The 15082-nt window shown below is 57.6% G+C and carries 13 protein-coding genes and 1 tRNA gene; 2 read left to right on the forward strand and 12 right to left on the reverse strand.

Annotation, left to right across the window (positions count from 1 at the left end; all coding sequences use genetic code 11):
- Nucleotides 1-42: 42 nt before the first annotated feature.
- From AC2FID_RS04800 to AC2FID_RS04835, 8 genes are all read right to left on the reverse strand, one after another.
- On the reverse strand, nucleotides 43-1266 hold the full coding sequence (locus tag AC2FID_RS04800; protein ID WP_496835665.1) for a saccharopine dehydrogenase family protein: 1224 nt from the start codon (nucleotides 1264-1266) through the stop codon (nucleotides 43-45).
- Nucleotides 1267-1288: 22 nt separating this feature from the next.
- On the reverse strand, nucleotides 1289-3178 hold the full coding sequence (gene speA / locus AC2FID_RS04805; protein ID WP_496835666.1) for a biosynthetic arginine decarboxylase: 1890 nt from the start codon (nucleotides 3176-3178) through the stop codon (nucleotides 1289-1291).
- Between the two features lie 101 nt (nucleotides 3179-3279).
- Nucleotides 3280-4365 (reverse strand): DUF1513 domain-containing protein, encoded by a 1086-nt coding sequence (locus AC2FID_RS04810; protein WP_496835668.1) that lies wholly within the window; start codon nucleotides 4363-4365, stop codon nucleotides 3280-3282.
- Nucleotides 4366-4368: 3 nt separating this feature from the next.
- Nucleotides 4369-5379, reverse strand: coding sequence for an imelysin family protein (locus AC2FID_RS04815; RefSeq protein WP_496835670.1), 1011 nt, complete (start codon nucleotides 5377-5379; stop codon nucleotides 4369-4371).
- Nucleotides 5380-5382: 3 nt separating this feature from the next.
- Nucleotides 5383-6930, reverse strand: coding sequence for a di-heme oxidoreductase family protein (locus AC2FID_RS04820; protein ID WP_496835672.1), 1548 nt, complete (start codon nucleotides 6928-6930; stop codon nucleotides 5383-5385).
- Nucleotides 6890-7375: a bacterioferritin gene (bfr, locus tag AC2FID_RS04825; protein WP_282170976.1), complete on the reverse strand. Its 486-nt coding sequence runs from the start codon at nucleotides 7373-7375 to the stop codon at nucleotides 6890-6892. Before bfr ends, AC2FID_RS04820 begins: the two co-directional genes overlap by 41 nt.
- Nucleotides 7323-7616: a (2Fe-2S)-binding protein gene (locus AC2FID_RS04830; protein WP_108859208.1), complete on the reverse strand. Its 294-nt coding sequence runs from the start codon at nucleotides 7614-7616 to the stop codon at nucleotides 7323-7325. Before AC2FID_RS04830 ends, bfr begins: the two co-directional genes overlap by 53 nt.
- 141 nt (nucleotides 7617-7757) lie before the next feature.
- Nucleotides 7758-9026: an imelysin family protein gene (locus tag AC2FID_RS04835; protein ID WP_496835673.1), complete on the reverse strand. Its 1269-nt coding sequence runs from the start codon at nucleotides 9024-9026 to the stop codon at nucleotides 7758-7760.
- 231 nt (nucleotides 9027-9257) lie between these two features.
- On the opposite strand from AC2FID_RS04835, the gene AC2FID_RS04840 reads away from it, so the two are divergent.
- Nucleotides 9258-9785: a ZrgA family zinc uptake protein gene (locus AC2FID_RS04840; protein WP_496835675.1), complete on the forward strand. Its 528-nt coding sequence runs from the start codon at nucleotides 9258-9260 to the stop codon at nucleotides 9783-9785.
- A 106-nt stretch (nucleotides 9786-9891) separates the two neighbouring features.
- On the opposite strand, the gene glyA is transcribed toward AC2FID_RS04840, so the two are convergent.
- The gene (gene glyA / locus AC2FID_RS04845; protein WP_496835677.1) at nucleotides 9892-11199 is read right to left on the reverse strand and encodes a serine hydroxymethyltransferase; all 1308 of its coding nucleotides are present in this window, start codon (nucleotides 11197-11199) and stop codon (nucleotides 9892-9894) included.
- A gap of 97 nt (nucleotides 11200-11296) precedes the next feature.
- On the opposite strand from glyA, the gene AC2FID_RS04850 reads away from it, so the two are divergent.
- Nucleotides 11297-12166 carry a LysR family transcriptional regulator gene (locus tag AC2FID_RS04850; RefSeq protein WP_496757301.1) on the forward strand — a complete coding sequence of 290 codons (870 nt, stop codon included), beginning with the start codon at nucleotides 11297-11299 and terminating at the stop codon, nucleotides 12164-12166.
- A 216-nt stretch (nucleotides 12167-12382) separates the two neighbouring features.
- Here the strand turns inward: AC2FID_RS04850 and AC2FID_RS04855 are convergent.
- The 3 genes from AC2FID_RS04855 to AC2FID_RS04865 all read right to left on the reverse strand — a co-directional run bounded on the left by AC2FID_RS04855 (nucleotide 12383) and on the right by AC2FID_RS04865 (nucleotide 14989).
- Nucleotides 12383-12459, reverse strand: a tRNA-Met gene (locus tag AC2FID_RS04855).
- 81 nt (nucleotides 12460-12540) lie between these two features.
- Nucleotides 12541-13515 carry an alpha/beta fold hydrolase gene (locus AC2FID_RS04860; protein ID WP_282170971.1) on the reverse strand — a complete coding sequence of 325 codons (975 nt, stop codon included), beginning with the start codon at nucleotides 13513-13515 and terminating at the stop codon, nucleotides 12541-12543.
- 4 nt (nucleotides 13516-13519) lie between these two features.
- Complete coding sequence (locus AC2FID_RS04865) at nucleotides 13520-14989, reverse strand: flavin-containing monooxygenase (RefSeq protein ID WP_496835680.1); 1470 nt, start codon at nucleotides 14987-14989, stop codon at nucleotides 13520-13522.
- Nucleotides 14990-15082 lie beyond the last annotated feature (93 nt).

The following is a 15082-nucleotide window of genomic DNA, read 5'->3' on the forward strand; positions in this document are numbered from 1 at the left end:
GCTCTGCCCCCGGACCCCCGGAGTATTTTGGAAAAGATGAAATTAGAACTCGACCGGACCGTCAAGCTCGTGGACCTGCCACGGTAGGCCGTGCCCGTTCAGCATATCCATGAAGTCATCCGGATCCAGCTGTTCCATGTTCCACACGCCCGGCTCGGACCAGTTGCCTTTCAGCACCTGCGCCGCACCGATCATGGCGGGGACGCCGGTGGTGTAGCTGACGGCTTGGCTGCCGACTTCTGCGTAGCATTCTTCGTGATCGCAGATGTTGTAGATGTAATAGGTCTTCTCGCCGGAGCCGTCCTTGGCCTGACCCGTGGCGATGTCGCCGATGCAGGCTTTGCCTTTAGTTTCGGCACCCAGATCGCCGGGATCGGGCAGCAGAGTTTTCAGGAACTGGATCGGGATGATTTCCTTGCCGTCATGCATCACCGGATCGATGCGGGTCATGCCGACGTTTTCCAGCACCTTGGCATGCATGATGTAGGCATCGCCAAAGGTCATCCAGAAGCGGGCGCGCTCAATCTCGGGGAAGTGGGTCGTAAGCGACTCCAATTCCTCGTGATACATCTGGTACATGTTTTTCTGGCCGATGGCGGGGAAATCGTATTCGACTTTTGTGGTCATCGCCGGGCTGGTATGCCATGCGCCGTTTTCCCAGTGGCGCACTTCGGCCAGCACTTCGCGCAGGTTGATTTCCGGGTTGAAGTTGGTGGCAAATTCCTGATCGTTCGAACCGCCATTGGCGTCCAACACGTCGATCTGGCGGATGGTGTCCAGCTTGTGTTTCTTCAGCCATTTGGCGAACACGCTGGTTACACCCGGATCGAAGCCCGAGCCGAGGATGGCGGTCAGGCCAGCCTCTTTGAACCGGTCCTGATAGGCCCATTGCCAGTGGTATTCGAACTTGGCCACGTCTTCGGGTTCATAGTTCGCAGTGTCGAGATAATGAATGCCCGCCTCAAGACACGCATCCATCAGCACCAGATCCTGATAGGGCAGGGCGAGGTTCACCAGCAGTTCGGCCCCGGTTTCCTTGATCAGCTTGACGGTATCTTCGACCTTGTAAGCGTCCAGTTCGGCGGTGGCGATGTCAACGCCCACGCGATCTTTCACTGCCTTAGCGATGGCATCGCATTTCGATTTCGTGCGGCTGGCCAGAGTGATTTCGGTGAAGATATCCGAATTCATTGCCATCTTGTGCACGGCCGCGTGCGATACGCCGCCTGCGCCGACAACCAGTGTTTTGCCACTCAAAGTTCCCATGGGGGTCATCTCCTCTCTGGAGTTATTCGTAATAGGTGTAGCCATTGATGGAGTCGCGATAGGCGCTCATCAGGGTTTTGCGGTCCTTGGCCATCAGAGTACCGGTCGAGATCGCCTCGTCCACCATTTTGCGGAACGCGGCGACACAATCGTTGGGGTCGAACTCGACATACGACAGAACCTGGCTGATCGTGTCGCCCTCTTGCTCGTGCAGCAGGTCAAAGCCGCCGTCCGCGCGCAGGTCGATGGTGACTACGTTTGTGTCGCCGAACAGGTTGTGCAAATCGCCCAGTGTTTCCTGATAGGCACCGACGAAGAAGACGCCCATGAGGTATTCCTGATCTTCGGGCAGGGAATGCACCGGCAGGCTGGGCGAGACGCCGTCGGCCAGAATAAACCGGTCGATCTTGCCGTCGCTGTCGCAGGTGATGTCGGACAGCACCGCGCGACGATCTGGCGTCTGGTTCAGGCCCTGCAACGGCACGATAGGGTGCAGTTGGTCAATGGCCCAGACATCAGGCAGCGACTGAAACAGCGAGAAGTTGCAGTGATAAATATCGGCCACTTTCTCAAGCTGATCATCCACATCCGTGTCCAGATCATCGCTTGCGGCCAGCGCTTTGAGACGGGCCATCAGCGACAGATAGATCCGTTCGGCCCGAGCCATCTGGCGCAGGTCTACATAGCCGCGGCGGAACAGCGCGCGCAGTTCGTTGCGGTAGAAATTCGCGTCGTTCCAGCATTCCTGCAGTCGGTCGCTGCTGAGATAGCCGTTGATTGCAGCCAAGTCTGAGACCAGATGGTGGTCGTCCGCTTCAACCTCGGGGCCGTTGGGCGCATCGTAAAGCGTGCTTTCCAGCACGTTAAACACCAGCATCGACGATGTTGCCACCACGGCGCGGCCGCTTTCAGTGACCAGCGTAGGGTGGTTCACTTCTGCCTCATCCATCGCATAGGCGACGGTTTCGACAACATTGGCGCAGTACTCCTCGACCGTGTAGTTGATCGAGTTCTCGGCGGCCTTCTTCTCACCTGTGTAATCCACGCCCATACCGCCGCCGAGGTCCAGATGGGTGAGCGGCACGCCCTCGCGTGTCAGTTCAGTGTAATAGCGGCAGGCTTCGCCCACCGCGCGACGTACATCGTTGACGTCCTGCACCTGCGAGCCAAGGTGTGAGTGCTGCAGCTTCAGGCAATGCAGCAGTCCCGCCGCTTTCAGCTTGTCCACCGTGGCGACCAGCTGATCGGTGTTCATGCCAAAGGCCGATCGATCACCCGAGCTTTCTTCCCACTTGCCGCTGATCTGGTTGGTCAGTTTGACCCGCACGCCGATCAGGGGTTCGATGCCCAGCTCGTTATAGACCTGGATGACTGTGTCAGCCTCTTTCGGGCTTTCCAAAACAATGACCGTGTTGAACCCGATCTTGCGGCTGAGGATGGCCAACTGAATGAATTCGGCATCTTTGACGCCGTTGCAGACAATCAGCGCCTCGCTGGCCAGACGATGCGCCAAGGCCACCACCAGTTCAGGCTTTGACCCGGCCTCAAGCCCATAATTGTATTTCTTGCCGAACTCGACAATCCGGTCGACCACCTGCGCTTGCTGGTTCACCTTGATCGGGAAAACACCGCGATAGCTGCCCTTGTAGCCGGTGCGTGCAATCGCATCGCGAAAGCTCTCGTTAATGTGGACAATCTCGTGTTCCAGATAAGAACTGACGCGCAGTATCATCGGCGCTTTGATGCCGCGTTCATCTAGATCACTGAGAATACCCGGTAAGCTGATCGCTTCGGCCTCGGGGGCCATCGGATTGCGCAGACCGATTTCGCCCTGCTCCGTCACCTCAATGAGACCTTTGCCCCATTTCTCAACTCCGTAGATGGAATGCGGTGCGTCGGGCGTGTGTTTCAATCAAGTCAGTCCTTGTAAGTCAGGGTGCCAGTTTCGCGCCCGCCAATACGGCAGCTATATGATTCTTCCAAGTGTAATCTATGGGGCGGAATTTTCCGAATTCATGCAGCTGTGCGAATTGGGATCAAATGGTTGTCCCATTGGCAATCAGCCCGGTTGGATATTTTGGCCTTGTTTGTGGACAATTGCCCGATGACTCCAGTCCCGGTTGTGAACACAAACCCGTTTGATGCGGTGCCAAGGCCGCAAACATCCTCGTGCAGGAAGACGCCATCAAACTGTCCGTCCGCGACCCGAAAACGGTGCACGGCATTGCCGCGGGGGCAGGTGATAGCGACTGTTTCGCCTGCACCGGAAAAGGCGATGCTGCCCGCATATCCCTGCAACGTGCTTTGGTCAGCGTCGGGCGCTCTGAGTAGCAGGGGCTTTTCGCCACGGCGATGCAAACCCAAAAGGGGAGGATGTTGCGATGTATCGCCTTGCCATTGCATCGCGAACCCGATCAAACCGTCAGGTCGCACGGCCAAATGGCGGATCGAGTTTTTGTGAAGCTTTTGTGGCAGTTCTACCTGCTCAAGAACCCCGCCATTTTGGTCCAGATAGGTCAGGCGCGGTTGCATCACAGGCAGGTTGAGCTTGGTTCTTCCTGTTTCTGGGTGGGTTTCGATCCCGCCATTTGCCACAACCAATGTGCGACCATCTGGCATGAGACGCATGTCATGGGGACCGACACCGCCCGAAGCGAACTCGCCAATTCGTGTGTAGTCATCTGTGTTCCAGACACCAATCACGCCCTGACCGGTCTCATAATCGTTTTCGGTGGTGAACAGCCGCGTTCCATCGGTTGAGAACACACCATGCCCATAGAAATGGCGGCCTTTTGGGGCTTCTAACACAGCGGTCTGTGTGCCGGTCGCGCAGTCGATGATGATTGCAAATGTTCCCGGACGGCGTGCAAAAGCCACCGCTTGCGCGTGGTGGGGATGCGCCGCCGCCGCGTGCCCGCGCGCGGGCAACGGCAGAGAAAACAGGATGTCGCCACCCGCGTCCATCCCGGCCAGCCGATAAGTCCCATCCGGGAACAGCGCCGCAGCCAGGTAATCCGGCGCACCGACAGCAGACCATCCACTCATGGGTGCAAGGCTAGCGGCAGCCAGCCCGGCTAGGAAGCGTCGACGGTTGGTCATGGTTCAGTCCCCGTCCAGCGAGTTGAAACCGGCATTGATGCCCAACGTCGGGCCAAGCTCGGTCGAGGCAATGGCGCGGATATCGTTGATGGATTGCTGTAACGCCTCAAGGCGGAACCGTCCCTGCGGGGTTGCCACAGCGACAAATGCCGGATCGTCCAGTGACTGCGCACGGTCGATGGCTGCAGCGAATGCGCCGTCCAGATCTGCCGCGATGTCCGGATGATCTGCCGACAGGCGCGCGGCAAGGTCACGCAAAGCGGTCAGAGACAGCTGCACATGGCGCAACGAACGTTCGGAGCGCCGCGCCTCGGCGCGTTTGGGGCGGGGGCGATCGAAACTTCCCATTGGGCGACCAAGGCGGGTTTCGGCGGTGAATTCCAGACCGGTCGTCAGGGCCTTGTAAAGCTCTTGCATGGCTTCGTCTTCAGACCGGTATGGACTGTTCTCACCCGGGCTTGCCAATGCGCGTGCGTAGTCCGCCCAGTCTGCATCAATTGCCCCGGCATTGCGGTTGATGTCTGCGGTTATGGCCTGCATCAGTGCGCAGCGATACTCGGCGCTGCCCAGATCGGTGAACCGTGGATCGTAGAGCATCAGTTCCAGCGCGAAAAAACCGCGTCCGGCCACGGAGGTTTCCGCAAAGGCATCCGGGGATTGAATGGCTGTATCCTCAGCAGAAATCAGGCCGGACAGGGCTTTGGGGGTGAATCCCTTGGTATCGGGCCAAAACGCCAACGCAAAGGCGCGGTCCTCGGCTTCGGATGGGCCAAAGCGCAGATGACTAACCGAAATCCAATCGTCAAACGCCGCGTGGTATGCAGTGCGAAGCGGGGTCGAGTTCGGGTCACAATCCGCCCGTGCAGCATTAGCCAAAGCATTGGTGGAATCTGACAGGGCGGTATAGCCAGGTAGGATATGAGCCTCGATGGCGTCGGACAGGATCGGCCCACGATCTTGTGCGTTGGCGCCCAGAGGCAATGTCAGGGAAAGAGCAAGTACGAAGGCGCGCATGGGTCAAAGGCTTTCTAGAAAACGGATAAGGGCATCGCGGTCGGGTTTTGGCATCTCGACGACAGCGTCACGCGCTGCCTGCGCCTCACCGCCGTGCCACACGATCGCCTCAAGTAACGACTGCGCGCGCCCGTCATGCAGAAACTGCGTATGTCCTGACACCTGCTGGGTCATGCCGATCCCCCAAAGCGGTGGTGTCCGCCATTCACGACCCGTTGCACGCGCCTCGGGTCGGTTGTCGGCCAGCCCTTCACCCATGTCATGCAGCAGCAGGTCTGTGTATGGCCAGATCAGCTGAAAACTGTGCTCGGGGCGATCTTCCATGCGATGCGTTACGAACGAGGGCGTGTGGCACGATGCACACCCGGTGTCGTGGAACACCTGCTTGCCGCGCAACACGTCAGCGTCGTTCATATTCCGCCGGGTCGGGACACCCAGATTCCGGCTGTAGAAGGCGACCAGATCCATGCCGATTTGATCGATTTCGAAGGTCCGGTCGTCGCCATCACCATGCGGCGCGTTCACGCAATCGACTTGCGCATCAGTGCAATCGCCGTGCGCCGCTGGATAGAGCGGGCTGGAAATGCCTATATCCCCGGCGAAGGCCGCCGCGGATTGCTCCATGATCGTGGGCATGCCTGCCTTGTGGCCAAACCGGCCCACCATCGGCGCGCCATATTCAATCGCCCATACGATGTTGGGGCGGCCGGAGATTCCATCGCCGTTCCCGTCTTCGGGGTCCGCGTTCGCCAACAAGTCCCCGACCGGGATCGCTTCGAGCAGACCCAGGCCGATCATCTGCGGGGCTACGCGTGGGCTTATCATGGCTTCGGGGTGCAGCGGGCCATAACCCAGATCCGCAGCCTCGTAGGTCGGGCGGCGCAAGGTAATGGTTTCCCCATCAGCCAACGTGACGGGAACGTCCTCGTAAGTGATATCCAACCTGTATTCCGCCGGGTGGCCGGGAAGGGCCAGATCCTGCATCTGCCCGCCGTAATTCGGTTCGGGCAGGGTGGCGATGTAGTCTTCGATCTCGGCGTACCCGTCTTCGGATGTGCCAGGGATGGACACGCGCAGGAACATCGAAATCGCGTTGTCATCTGGCCCGTTGGGCGTATGCCCGCGCCCGTCTTTGATGTGACAGCGTTGGCAGGATCGTGCGTTGTAGAGCGGCCCCAACCCATCTGAGGCCAGTGTGGATGACGGAGATGACACCCAGATTTTCTTGAACAGGCCGTTGCCGACTTTGAAGTCAAGCTCCTGCTCGAAACTCAGGTTGCCCGAGGGCTGCGAAAACGCATCTGCGTCGGTGCGCACGCGGACAGTTGCGGCACCACCGGGCAACTCTTCAAAGCGCTGCGGCGCGCTGAAATCGTCAGGTGCGGCGGTTACGCGCGCAATCCTTGCTTGTTCGTCTTCGGTTCTGGGAAGGTAGTTCAGGTGAAAATCCCGCAGCTCGGCCGACAGGGATTGGGTGGCCGCAAGGGCGGCCACCGTCACCAGCGAAAGCTTACGCGCCTTCGTCCATTTTCGATGCGTTGAGTTGCGCATAATTGGCTTCGCCAATCCTTTCGTACAGGTCCAGCTGTGTTTCGAGGAAATCGATATGCCCTTCCTCATCCGCCAGCAATCCTTCAAACAGAGACATAGTGACGTAGTCGCCAGCGCTCTGACAGTATTCGCGCGCTTCCTTGTACAAGGCCCGGGCGTCGACCTCTGCGGCCAGATCACATTCCAACGTCTCTTTTGGGGTCTGGCCGATGCGCAACGGGTCAAGTTGTTGCAGATTCGGGTGACCGCCCAGGAAAATGATTCGCTCGATCAGCTTGTCCGCGTGCTCCATTTCTTCGATAGATTCTTCGCGGCTTTTCTTGGCCATGTGGCCAAGGCCCCAATCTTCCTGCAGGCGGTAATGCAGCCAATACTGGCTGACCGCCGTTAGCTCATGCCGCAGAGATTTGTTGAGATACTCTATGACCTTGGGGTCGCCCTTCATCTGCATTCTCCTGTGTTACCTCGCTGCGAAGTGCGCGAAGCTGCATCGGGACCTCCAACTTATCGCTGGAGCGCATCGAGTCTAGGAAAAGCGGCATGCACCCGCCACAATCTGCTGATTTTCCAAGGGCATGGTAGATTTTACCAGGGGTAATGACCGCGTAAGGATCAGACGTACGCATCCAATCGATGGCTGCGCGGATATCGTGATCCGAGATGTTTGTGCAGTGGCATACGATCATAGCAATCAGGGCTCTGAGTTGTATTTCTTACTGTATTAGTAAGTTAATTTGGAAACGTCCAGAGGCAACAGATCAAAGGTACCTCACAAGATTTGGAGGCGGCGTGAAGCAGCCGCCTCCGTTTGGCGCAAACCTTGTGTTTTACTGGAAGACCGCGTCTGGGTTGTCCAGGCTGTCCGAACCTTCGAACGCGATTTGGTCAAGTTCCAATACAGTCACAATGCGCTCGATCGTCTTGGTCTGATCGACCAGACCGTTAACGCCACCCATGATCAGCACTTCGCCGCCTTCGCTGCCGCGTTTCAGCATCTGGTCATAGGCAAAACCGGCCTCTGCGGTCGATTTCAGACGCCCAAGGGCCTGCATGGTGTTGGCTAGTTTCACCTTCATCTCGGCATCCAGAGCCGGATCGTTGGCAACAACCAGATCCGACAGCGATGCGCCGGAAACCGGAGTGCCGTCGATGCGGGTGTAGCTGCCCAGATAGACGTTCTGAACGCCCAGACCATCGTAGTAGTGGCTGTTGTGGGTGTTGTCCGAGAAGCAATCATGCTCTTCTTCGGGGTCGTTCAGCATCAGGCCCAGACGCATACGTTCACCGGCCTGCTCGCCGTATGACAGCGAACCCATGCCGGTCAGAATGGCGCTGACGCCAGCGGTTTCGTCGGCCGTCAAGGCGGCGCGTGCTTCGCCACCTTCGACCCATTGCGCGGCCATCCATTCCAGATCGCTGACCAGCAGATCAGTCGCAGCGCTCAGGTATTGTGCACGGCGGTCGCAATTGCTGTTGGTGCAGTCGTCACCCTGAACGTAATCGGTATACGGACGGTCGCCTGCGCCCGCGCCATGGCCGTTCAGATCCTGGCCCCACAGCAGGAATTCGATTGCGTGGTAGCCTGTGGCAACGTTTGCCTCGATCCCGTCGGCTTCGTGCAGGGTTTCGCCCAGCAATTCCGGGGTGATTTCGCTGGCGTCGATGGTTTTGCCCGACAGCTCAAAGCTGGGGTTGGCGATGACATTCAGCGCGGCGAACTCGTTCTCGTCAGTCGGACCGCCATAGGCTGCGTCCACATAGTCGATCAGCCCTTCGTCCAGCGGCCATGCGTTTACCTTGCCTTCCCATTCGTCAACGATCGCGTTGCCGAAACGGTAAACCTCGGTCTGCTGGTAAGGAACACGTGCGGCAACCCAAGCGGCGCGTGCCGAGTTGAGTGTGGCGTCTGACGGATCATCGATCAGCGCGTTTACGGCGGCCTGCAGCGACTTTGCCGCGATCAGGCTGTCGTCATATTTGGCTTCGGCGATGTTCGCGTAGGTGGTCAGAACGTCGATCTTCGCTGGGGCGTCCGCAAACGCTGCAGTCGCGATCCCAAGGGTCAATACGCTGGTGGCGGCAAAAAATTTGGTCATAGAGGTGACACTTTCCTGTCAAAAAAACTCACTAGCGCCGCCTCAGCGACGCGCATGCGCCAAAAACTGAGTGAATTAGTAGGTTAAGTCAACCTGAGTCTTATTGTCGGAAATAAATGTCGCACCCTTTCCCCATAATTAGCGGGGTAGGTGGGCCGAAGCCGCGATTGCACGGAGTATTAATCACATTAGAATGGACGACGTGATTCCTTGTTGGATGGTGCTTTGTTTATGAAATGTGCAGCCATTGCTTTGATGCTGACACCGGCGATTGTTCTATCGCAGGTGCAAGGCCCTGCCCATGAACATGGTACGGGATATGTGGATATCGCCTTTTCTGATCAGGCATTTACTTTGTCCCTCAACGTGCCTTCTGCAGACATCATTGGTTTTGAAGGGCCGGCCGAAACCGATGACGATCGCGCGCAGGTGGCGGTTGCGGTCTCAGACCTGTCCAAACCTTTGGGCTTGTTTGTGCTGCCGGAAGAGGCCGGATGCGTTACCGCATCAGCCAATGTCACCCTTACGGGTGAAGGATTGGGGCAGGACAATACCACCAAGTCTGCTGATCAAGATCAACATAGCGATTTTTTGGCCGACTACCTGATTCAGTGCCAGGATATTACAGCGCTGGCTAATATTCGGTTTGCGTATTTCGAGCGGTTCGAAAATGCGCAGACGTTGATCTTGCAGGTGACCCGATCCGGTCAAACCCAAACGTATGAGATAACTCGGAACCAACCGGATCTGGTAATGTGAAATGCCAAAACGCGGGCCATAGCGGACGGCCCGCGCCCATATACGATGCAAAGGGCGCAATCATGCAAGCGTGACGAAAGCGCTATGGACGGCACCCAACGTGCCGTCAGTGCACGAAATGCAGTTCTGAAAAACTCTGCCGCCACTCTGCAACCTCGGCGGCGATATCCGCGCCCGCCAATCCAGAGGTGATCAATGCCGCCAACCGATCAGCGTCTTGCGACGTCATCCCCCATCTGACCAGTTCAGGCGTCCCGAACCGAAGGCCGTTCATGTCCCCTTTTACTTCGGGTGTAGGCAGTCCAATTCCGCAAGCAAGAAACCCAGCGCGGCGCAACGTTTTGGACGCCGCTTGCCCGCCGCCGTAAGATTCTGCCGACACAGCAAACTGGTGTGATTTGGTAAACCCTTCCCGACCCGCAAAGACGGGAACGCCACGAGCGTCCAATCGTTCTGCGAGCGCTTGCGCCATCGAGATCATTTCGGCCGCGTATTGTTTGCCGAAGTCGCGCCAGTCCAGCATTGTTACGGCCAACGCTGCGGACTTGGCCGCGTCGAAGTTGGCCGTCATTCCCGGAAAGGCAATCGCGTCGAGTTTTTGCGCAATTTCAGCGTCATTGGAGACGATCAAACCACCAGCGGGGCCGCCCAGGCTTTTGTAAGTGCTCATCGTCATGAAATGCGCGCCCTCGGCCAGTGGATTGCTCCACGCTTTGCCTGCGATGATCCCGCATTGGTGCGCAGCGTCGAACATGACCTTGGCCCCGATCTCGTCAGCGATCTGCCGGACCTCTTTTACGGGATGTTCGAACAGATTGAGGCTGCCCCCGATAGTGATCAGCTTGGGCCGTTCTTTCTGAGCCAATGCGCGTAGCTGATCCAGATTGACGGTATAACCGTCAGCATCCGTCGGTGCCTCGATTGTGCGCAGACCAAAGAGACCGGCACATCCCGCTAAGTGATGGGTCACGTGCCCACCGATGGAGGCTGGGGGTGCAATTATTGTATCGCCAGGTTTGCAGGTGGCCATAAAACCATAAAGGTTGGCAATCGCGCCCGACGGCACTCGGATTTCGGCGAATTTGGCATCAAAGACCTCGGCGCAGAGTTGGGCAGTGATCACTTCGATCTCTTCAATGGCCTCCAACCCCATCTCATATTTGTCGCCGGGATAGCCCAGCGACGGCCGCGACCCGATGCCCGACGATAACAGCGCCTCGGCCTTTGGGTTCATCACGTTGGTTGCGGGGTTTAGGTTGAAACACTCTCGCTCGTGGATCTCGCGGTTTCGGGTCGCAAGATCATCGATCCGTTTGATCAGTTCATCAGACGAGGCCTGAGACGCCTTAACGGCGATTTGTTGAACCCGAGTTTCGCACTGATCCGGGACCCAGTTTCGGTGTGTGATTGTCATGTCTGTGACCTCCTGCTTGTCACCAGATTGAACAATTGAGGCGACATCGCAAATCAGAATTGCTATTTCTTGGCGTAGAAAAACTGAGTCTAAGGCAATGGCTGTTCTCCCAAGACGCCCGAAAGGGCCACCTCTTAACGCACTCCGCGCTTTTGAAGCTGCGGCAAGGCTGGGCAGTTTCGTAGCTGCTGCCGAAGAGCTGAGCGTCACGCCCGGTGCGATTTCGCAACATATAAAGACAATTGAAGCGTGGGCGGATGTGCCTCTGTTCCGGCGAAACGCGCAAGGGGTTGAGCTGACCGCGCCCGCGCGGCAACTGGCCAGTGATTTCACTCTGGCTTTCGATCAGCTTGCGGCCGCAACGCAGAACCTGCGGAACCTGAGCCCGAGCGTTGAGATCCACATCGCCGCCCTGCCTTCGGTCGCGCAACTTTGGCTGCCGGCGCGTTTGGGACGAATCCGAAACACTAGGCCGGACATGAAGTTTTCGGTAACGGCCATGGAAACATCGCCTCGCCTATCACGTGATCTGTTTGATCTTTCAGTCTTCATTGCCGAACCTGACGGGGCGGCCGATCAAATTGTAATCGCGGAGGACGTCATTTTCCCGGTTTGCGCGCCGGAATTGGCCGAGAGTTTCAATTTTGAATCCACCCCGCTGCTGCACGATCAGACGTGGCATGATGACTGGCGGCGGTGGTCCGAGGAGACGGGGACACTCATCAGCGATCCTAACAAAGGGCCGAAATATTCGCTTTACGGTCTTGCAGTTGAAGAGGCTAAGTCCGGGGCTGGTGCTTTGATGGCGCATGGATGTCTGATCGAACCTGCGCTCAAGGCCGGGCATTTGGTGCGTGTATCGGCGCAGGCCTGCGAAACAGGCCGGTCGCTGGTGATAAACCTTCCACATCCATCGAGGCGACGCGCGGAACTTGAAAAAATTGTCGCACTATTGCGGGAAGGTTAGCGACGATGGGACGATGACTACTGCCCTTAAATAGTAACTGAACTTTGCGAGGATGGTTTCGGAGAGTAATTGAGATCTCGACCATGCAAGGTCCGACTAACGAGTTTCCTGAGTTGGAACTGATACGCCAGGATGCAGCCCAATTCAGCCACGGCGACAAGATCACAAGAGGTGTTTGGGCCTGTGATTGCGACGGTATAATTTGAATGGGGAATTTGGTAGCGGAGGAGGGACTTGAACCCCCGACACGCGGATTATGATTCCGCTGCTCTAACCAACTGAGCTACTCCGCCATGAGTGAGAGGCGATTTAAGCGAGGGGCCGGAAAGGGTCAAGGGGGAAACACCGCCTTACAGAGATTATTTTTGCCCCGATCAATCTGCTTTGGTTGCCTGTTGTTCAGCGACCCCAGCAGTATCAGCAATTCTACGAATGAAGGCCGCGCAGGCGTCGGGTGCGGTGATCGGGATCATATGGCCCAACCCTTCTATCTTTTCGTCGCTCAGCCCGAACCGGGTCATGGGGGCACCGTTGGCGTTGGGTGAAAGTATGGTGTCTTGTGCCCCGTACAGAATGCCGCCGGGTACGGACAAGTCGGCATAGCGGTCTACCTGGGCTCCGATACTTTCATCCACCCCTACAACATCCTGCGACGCGGTAATGAAGGCCGAAGGGCGCAACCCCAGCGCACCGCCGGCGCGGTCCAGAAAGTCATCTGGCGCGGGTTCCGGATAGAAAACGGCTCCCAATGTATGCGGGGCGGTCTTAGCCGATATAGGGACAGCGATCGTGTTGCCGATAAAGTTGCGCAACCACTCGGTACGTATTTCCAGTGGTTTGAAAACTTGCGGCGTGTTCGACAGCTTTTGCGTCAACGGGGCGAGCAAAGCGAGCGCTTTGGTTTTCTCCGGGTGTTCCAACGCCATAGCCAGCGATACGGCCCCGCCCAATGAGTGTCCGACCAGAACGGCGTTGGAAATGCCTTTGGTGTCCAGAAACTCCTGAATCATGCGGGCCTGTTCGGGCAGGCGCCCAAGATCGGCGCTATCGCGGGTTGAGTATCCGCAGCCAGGGCGGTCGACTGCGATGACGTGATAGTCATCCGCCAACAGGTCCATCAGAGAATAGGTGAAATGTTGCAGTTGCCCCGCAAGCCCGTGGATCATGATGACTGTCTGCTTAGTGGGGTCGCCCTTTTCCACGTAATGAATGCTGCCGCCGCGCACCGGGACAATCTGTCCAAGTTGCGGGACGCGCTTCAATCCCTGCCGGGTCAGTCGCCGGGTCCACAGGTTCATGCCGACAAAGAAGCCGCCGATCAGAAGGGCGATAACTAGAATTGTGGTCATCTCATCACTTTCCGCCTGAGGAAGGGGCAGGTTGGTATTGTTCCAGCCCGGATTGCGCCATGCGCTTTTCATACTCTGAAACGGTCCCGGGCCAAAGCGTCGTGTTCCGGCCCTGTGCATCCTGATACCATGAGGCGCAGCCACCCACCTGCCATACGCTGTCTTCGTGCCGTTCGCGCATCTCCTCTTCGAAGGCTTCCTGGTAGTCCGGGCGGGGTGTTATAATCTGCAGTCCGTCGCGGTTCATCTGGTCCAGCACTCGGCCGATGTGGCGAACCTGTGCTTCGATCATCAGCACAACCGAGTTGTGACCGAGGCCGGTATGTGGCCCGAGCAAGATGAAGAAATTGGGGAAACCTGCGATGGCAGTACCCAAATGCGCTTTCATTCCGTCCGACCATGCCTGGCGCAATGTCAGTCCATCGGATCCCGTTATGTCGAGGCGCTCGACCACATCTGTGACATGAAACCCGGTGCCCCAGATCAGAACGTCAGCATGTGTTCGGCTTCCGTCAGATGAAATGATCTGATCGCCCTCAATTGATGCCACACCGTGCGGGAGAACTGTCACGTTTTCACGCGCCAGTGCCGGGTACCAATCGTTCGAGCTGAGGATGCGTTTGCAACCGATCCTATAGTCCGGCGTCAACTGTTTGCGCAGGCCTGGGTCGGCGATCGCGCTTTCCAACGATTTGCGCCACATCTTCATGGCAAAATTTATCATCCGTTTTTCGCCGCTGAACACGCGGTGGCGATACTCGAAGACAATGTAAATCAGTTTCCGGCGTGCCCAAGGTAACACCGGGATGCTGCGATAAAGGCGGCGTAACCGGGGCGCGATTGGGCCATCCGGGCGGGGCAGGACATAGGGCGCGCTGCGTTGAAAGATTGTGACGTGTGCAGCAGTTTTTGCAATCTCTGGAACAAACTGGACAGCGGATGCGCCGGTTCCGACAACTGCGACGCGTTTTTCCTCAAGCGACGTGTCGTGATCCCACTCGGCAGAGTGAAAGCAAGGCCCGGGAAAGCTGTCCGCACCGGGTAAATCGGGGATGCTGGGCAGATGCAGCGCCCCTATGGCTGAGACTAGAAACCGCGCTGACCAGCGCTGCCCACTTTCGGTTTCCACCTGCCAGCGCATGCCGTCCCAGCGGGCAGATTTCAGCTGCTGCCCGAAATGGCATAGCTCGTAAATCCCCTCATCAAGGCAGACCTTTTTCAGATAGGCCTGAATTTCAGCGCCGCCCGCATAAGCCCGGCTCCAGTCCGGGTTCAGATGCGTTACCATGGAATAGAGGTGCGATGGGATATCACACGCGACACCGGGATAGGTGTTCTCGCGCCACGTCCCGCCAATCTCATTCGCTTTTTCAAGGATCGCAATGTCCTTGATGCCGCGTTTGCGGGCCTCAATCGCCATCGTCAGGCCGGAAAACCCGGCGCCGACGATCAGCATATCGGTTTGATAGTCCATGCGCTCGTCCCTCCCAAAACGACCGATATGGTTGGATCAGACTATAGGTGCTGGATTGCGTGAGAACAGCCTCCCGTAGGGTCAGGCACCGTT

It is taken from the genome of Ruegeria sp. CDSC068 (genome assembly GCF_059610545.1).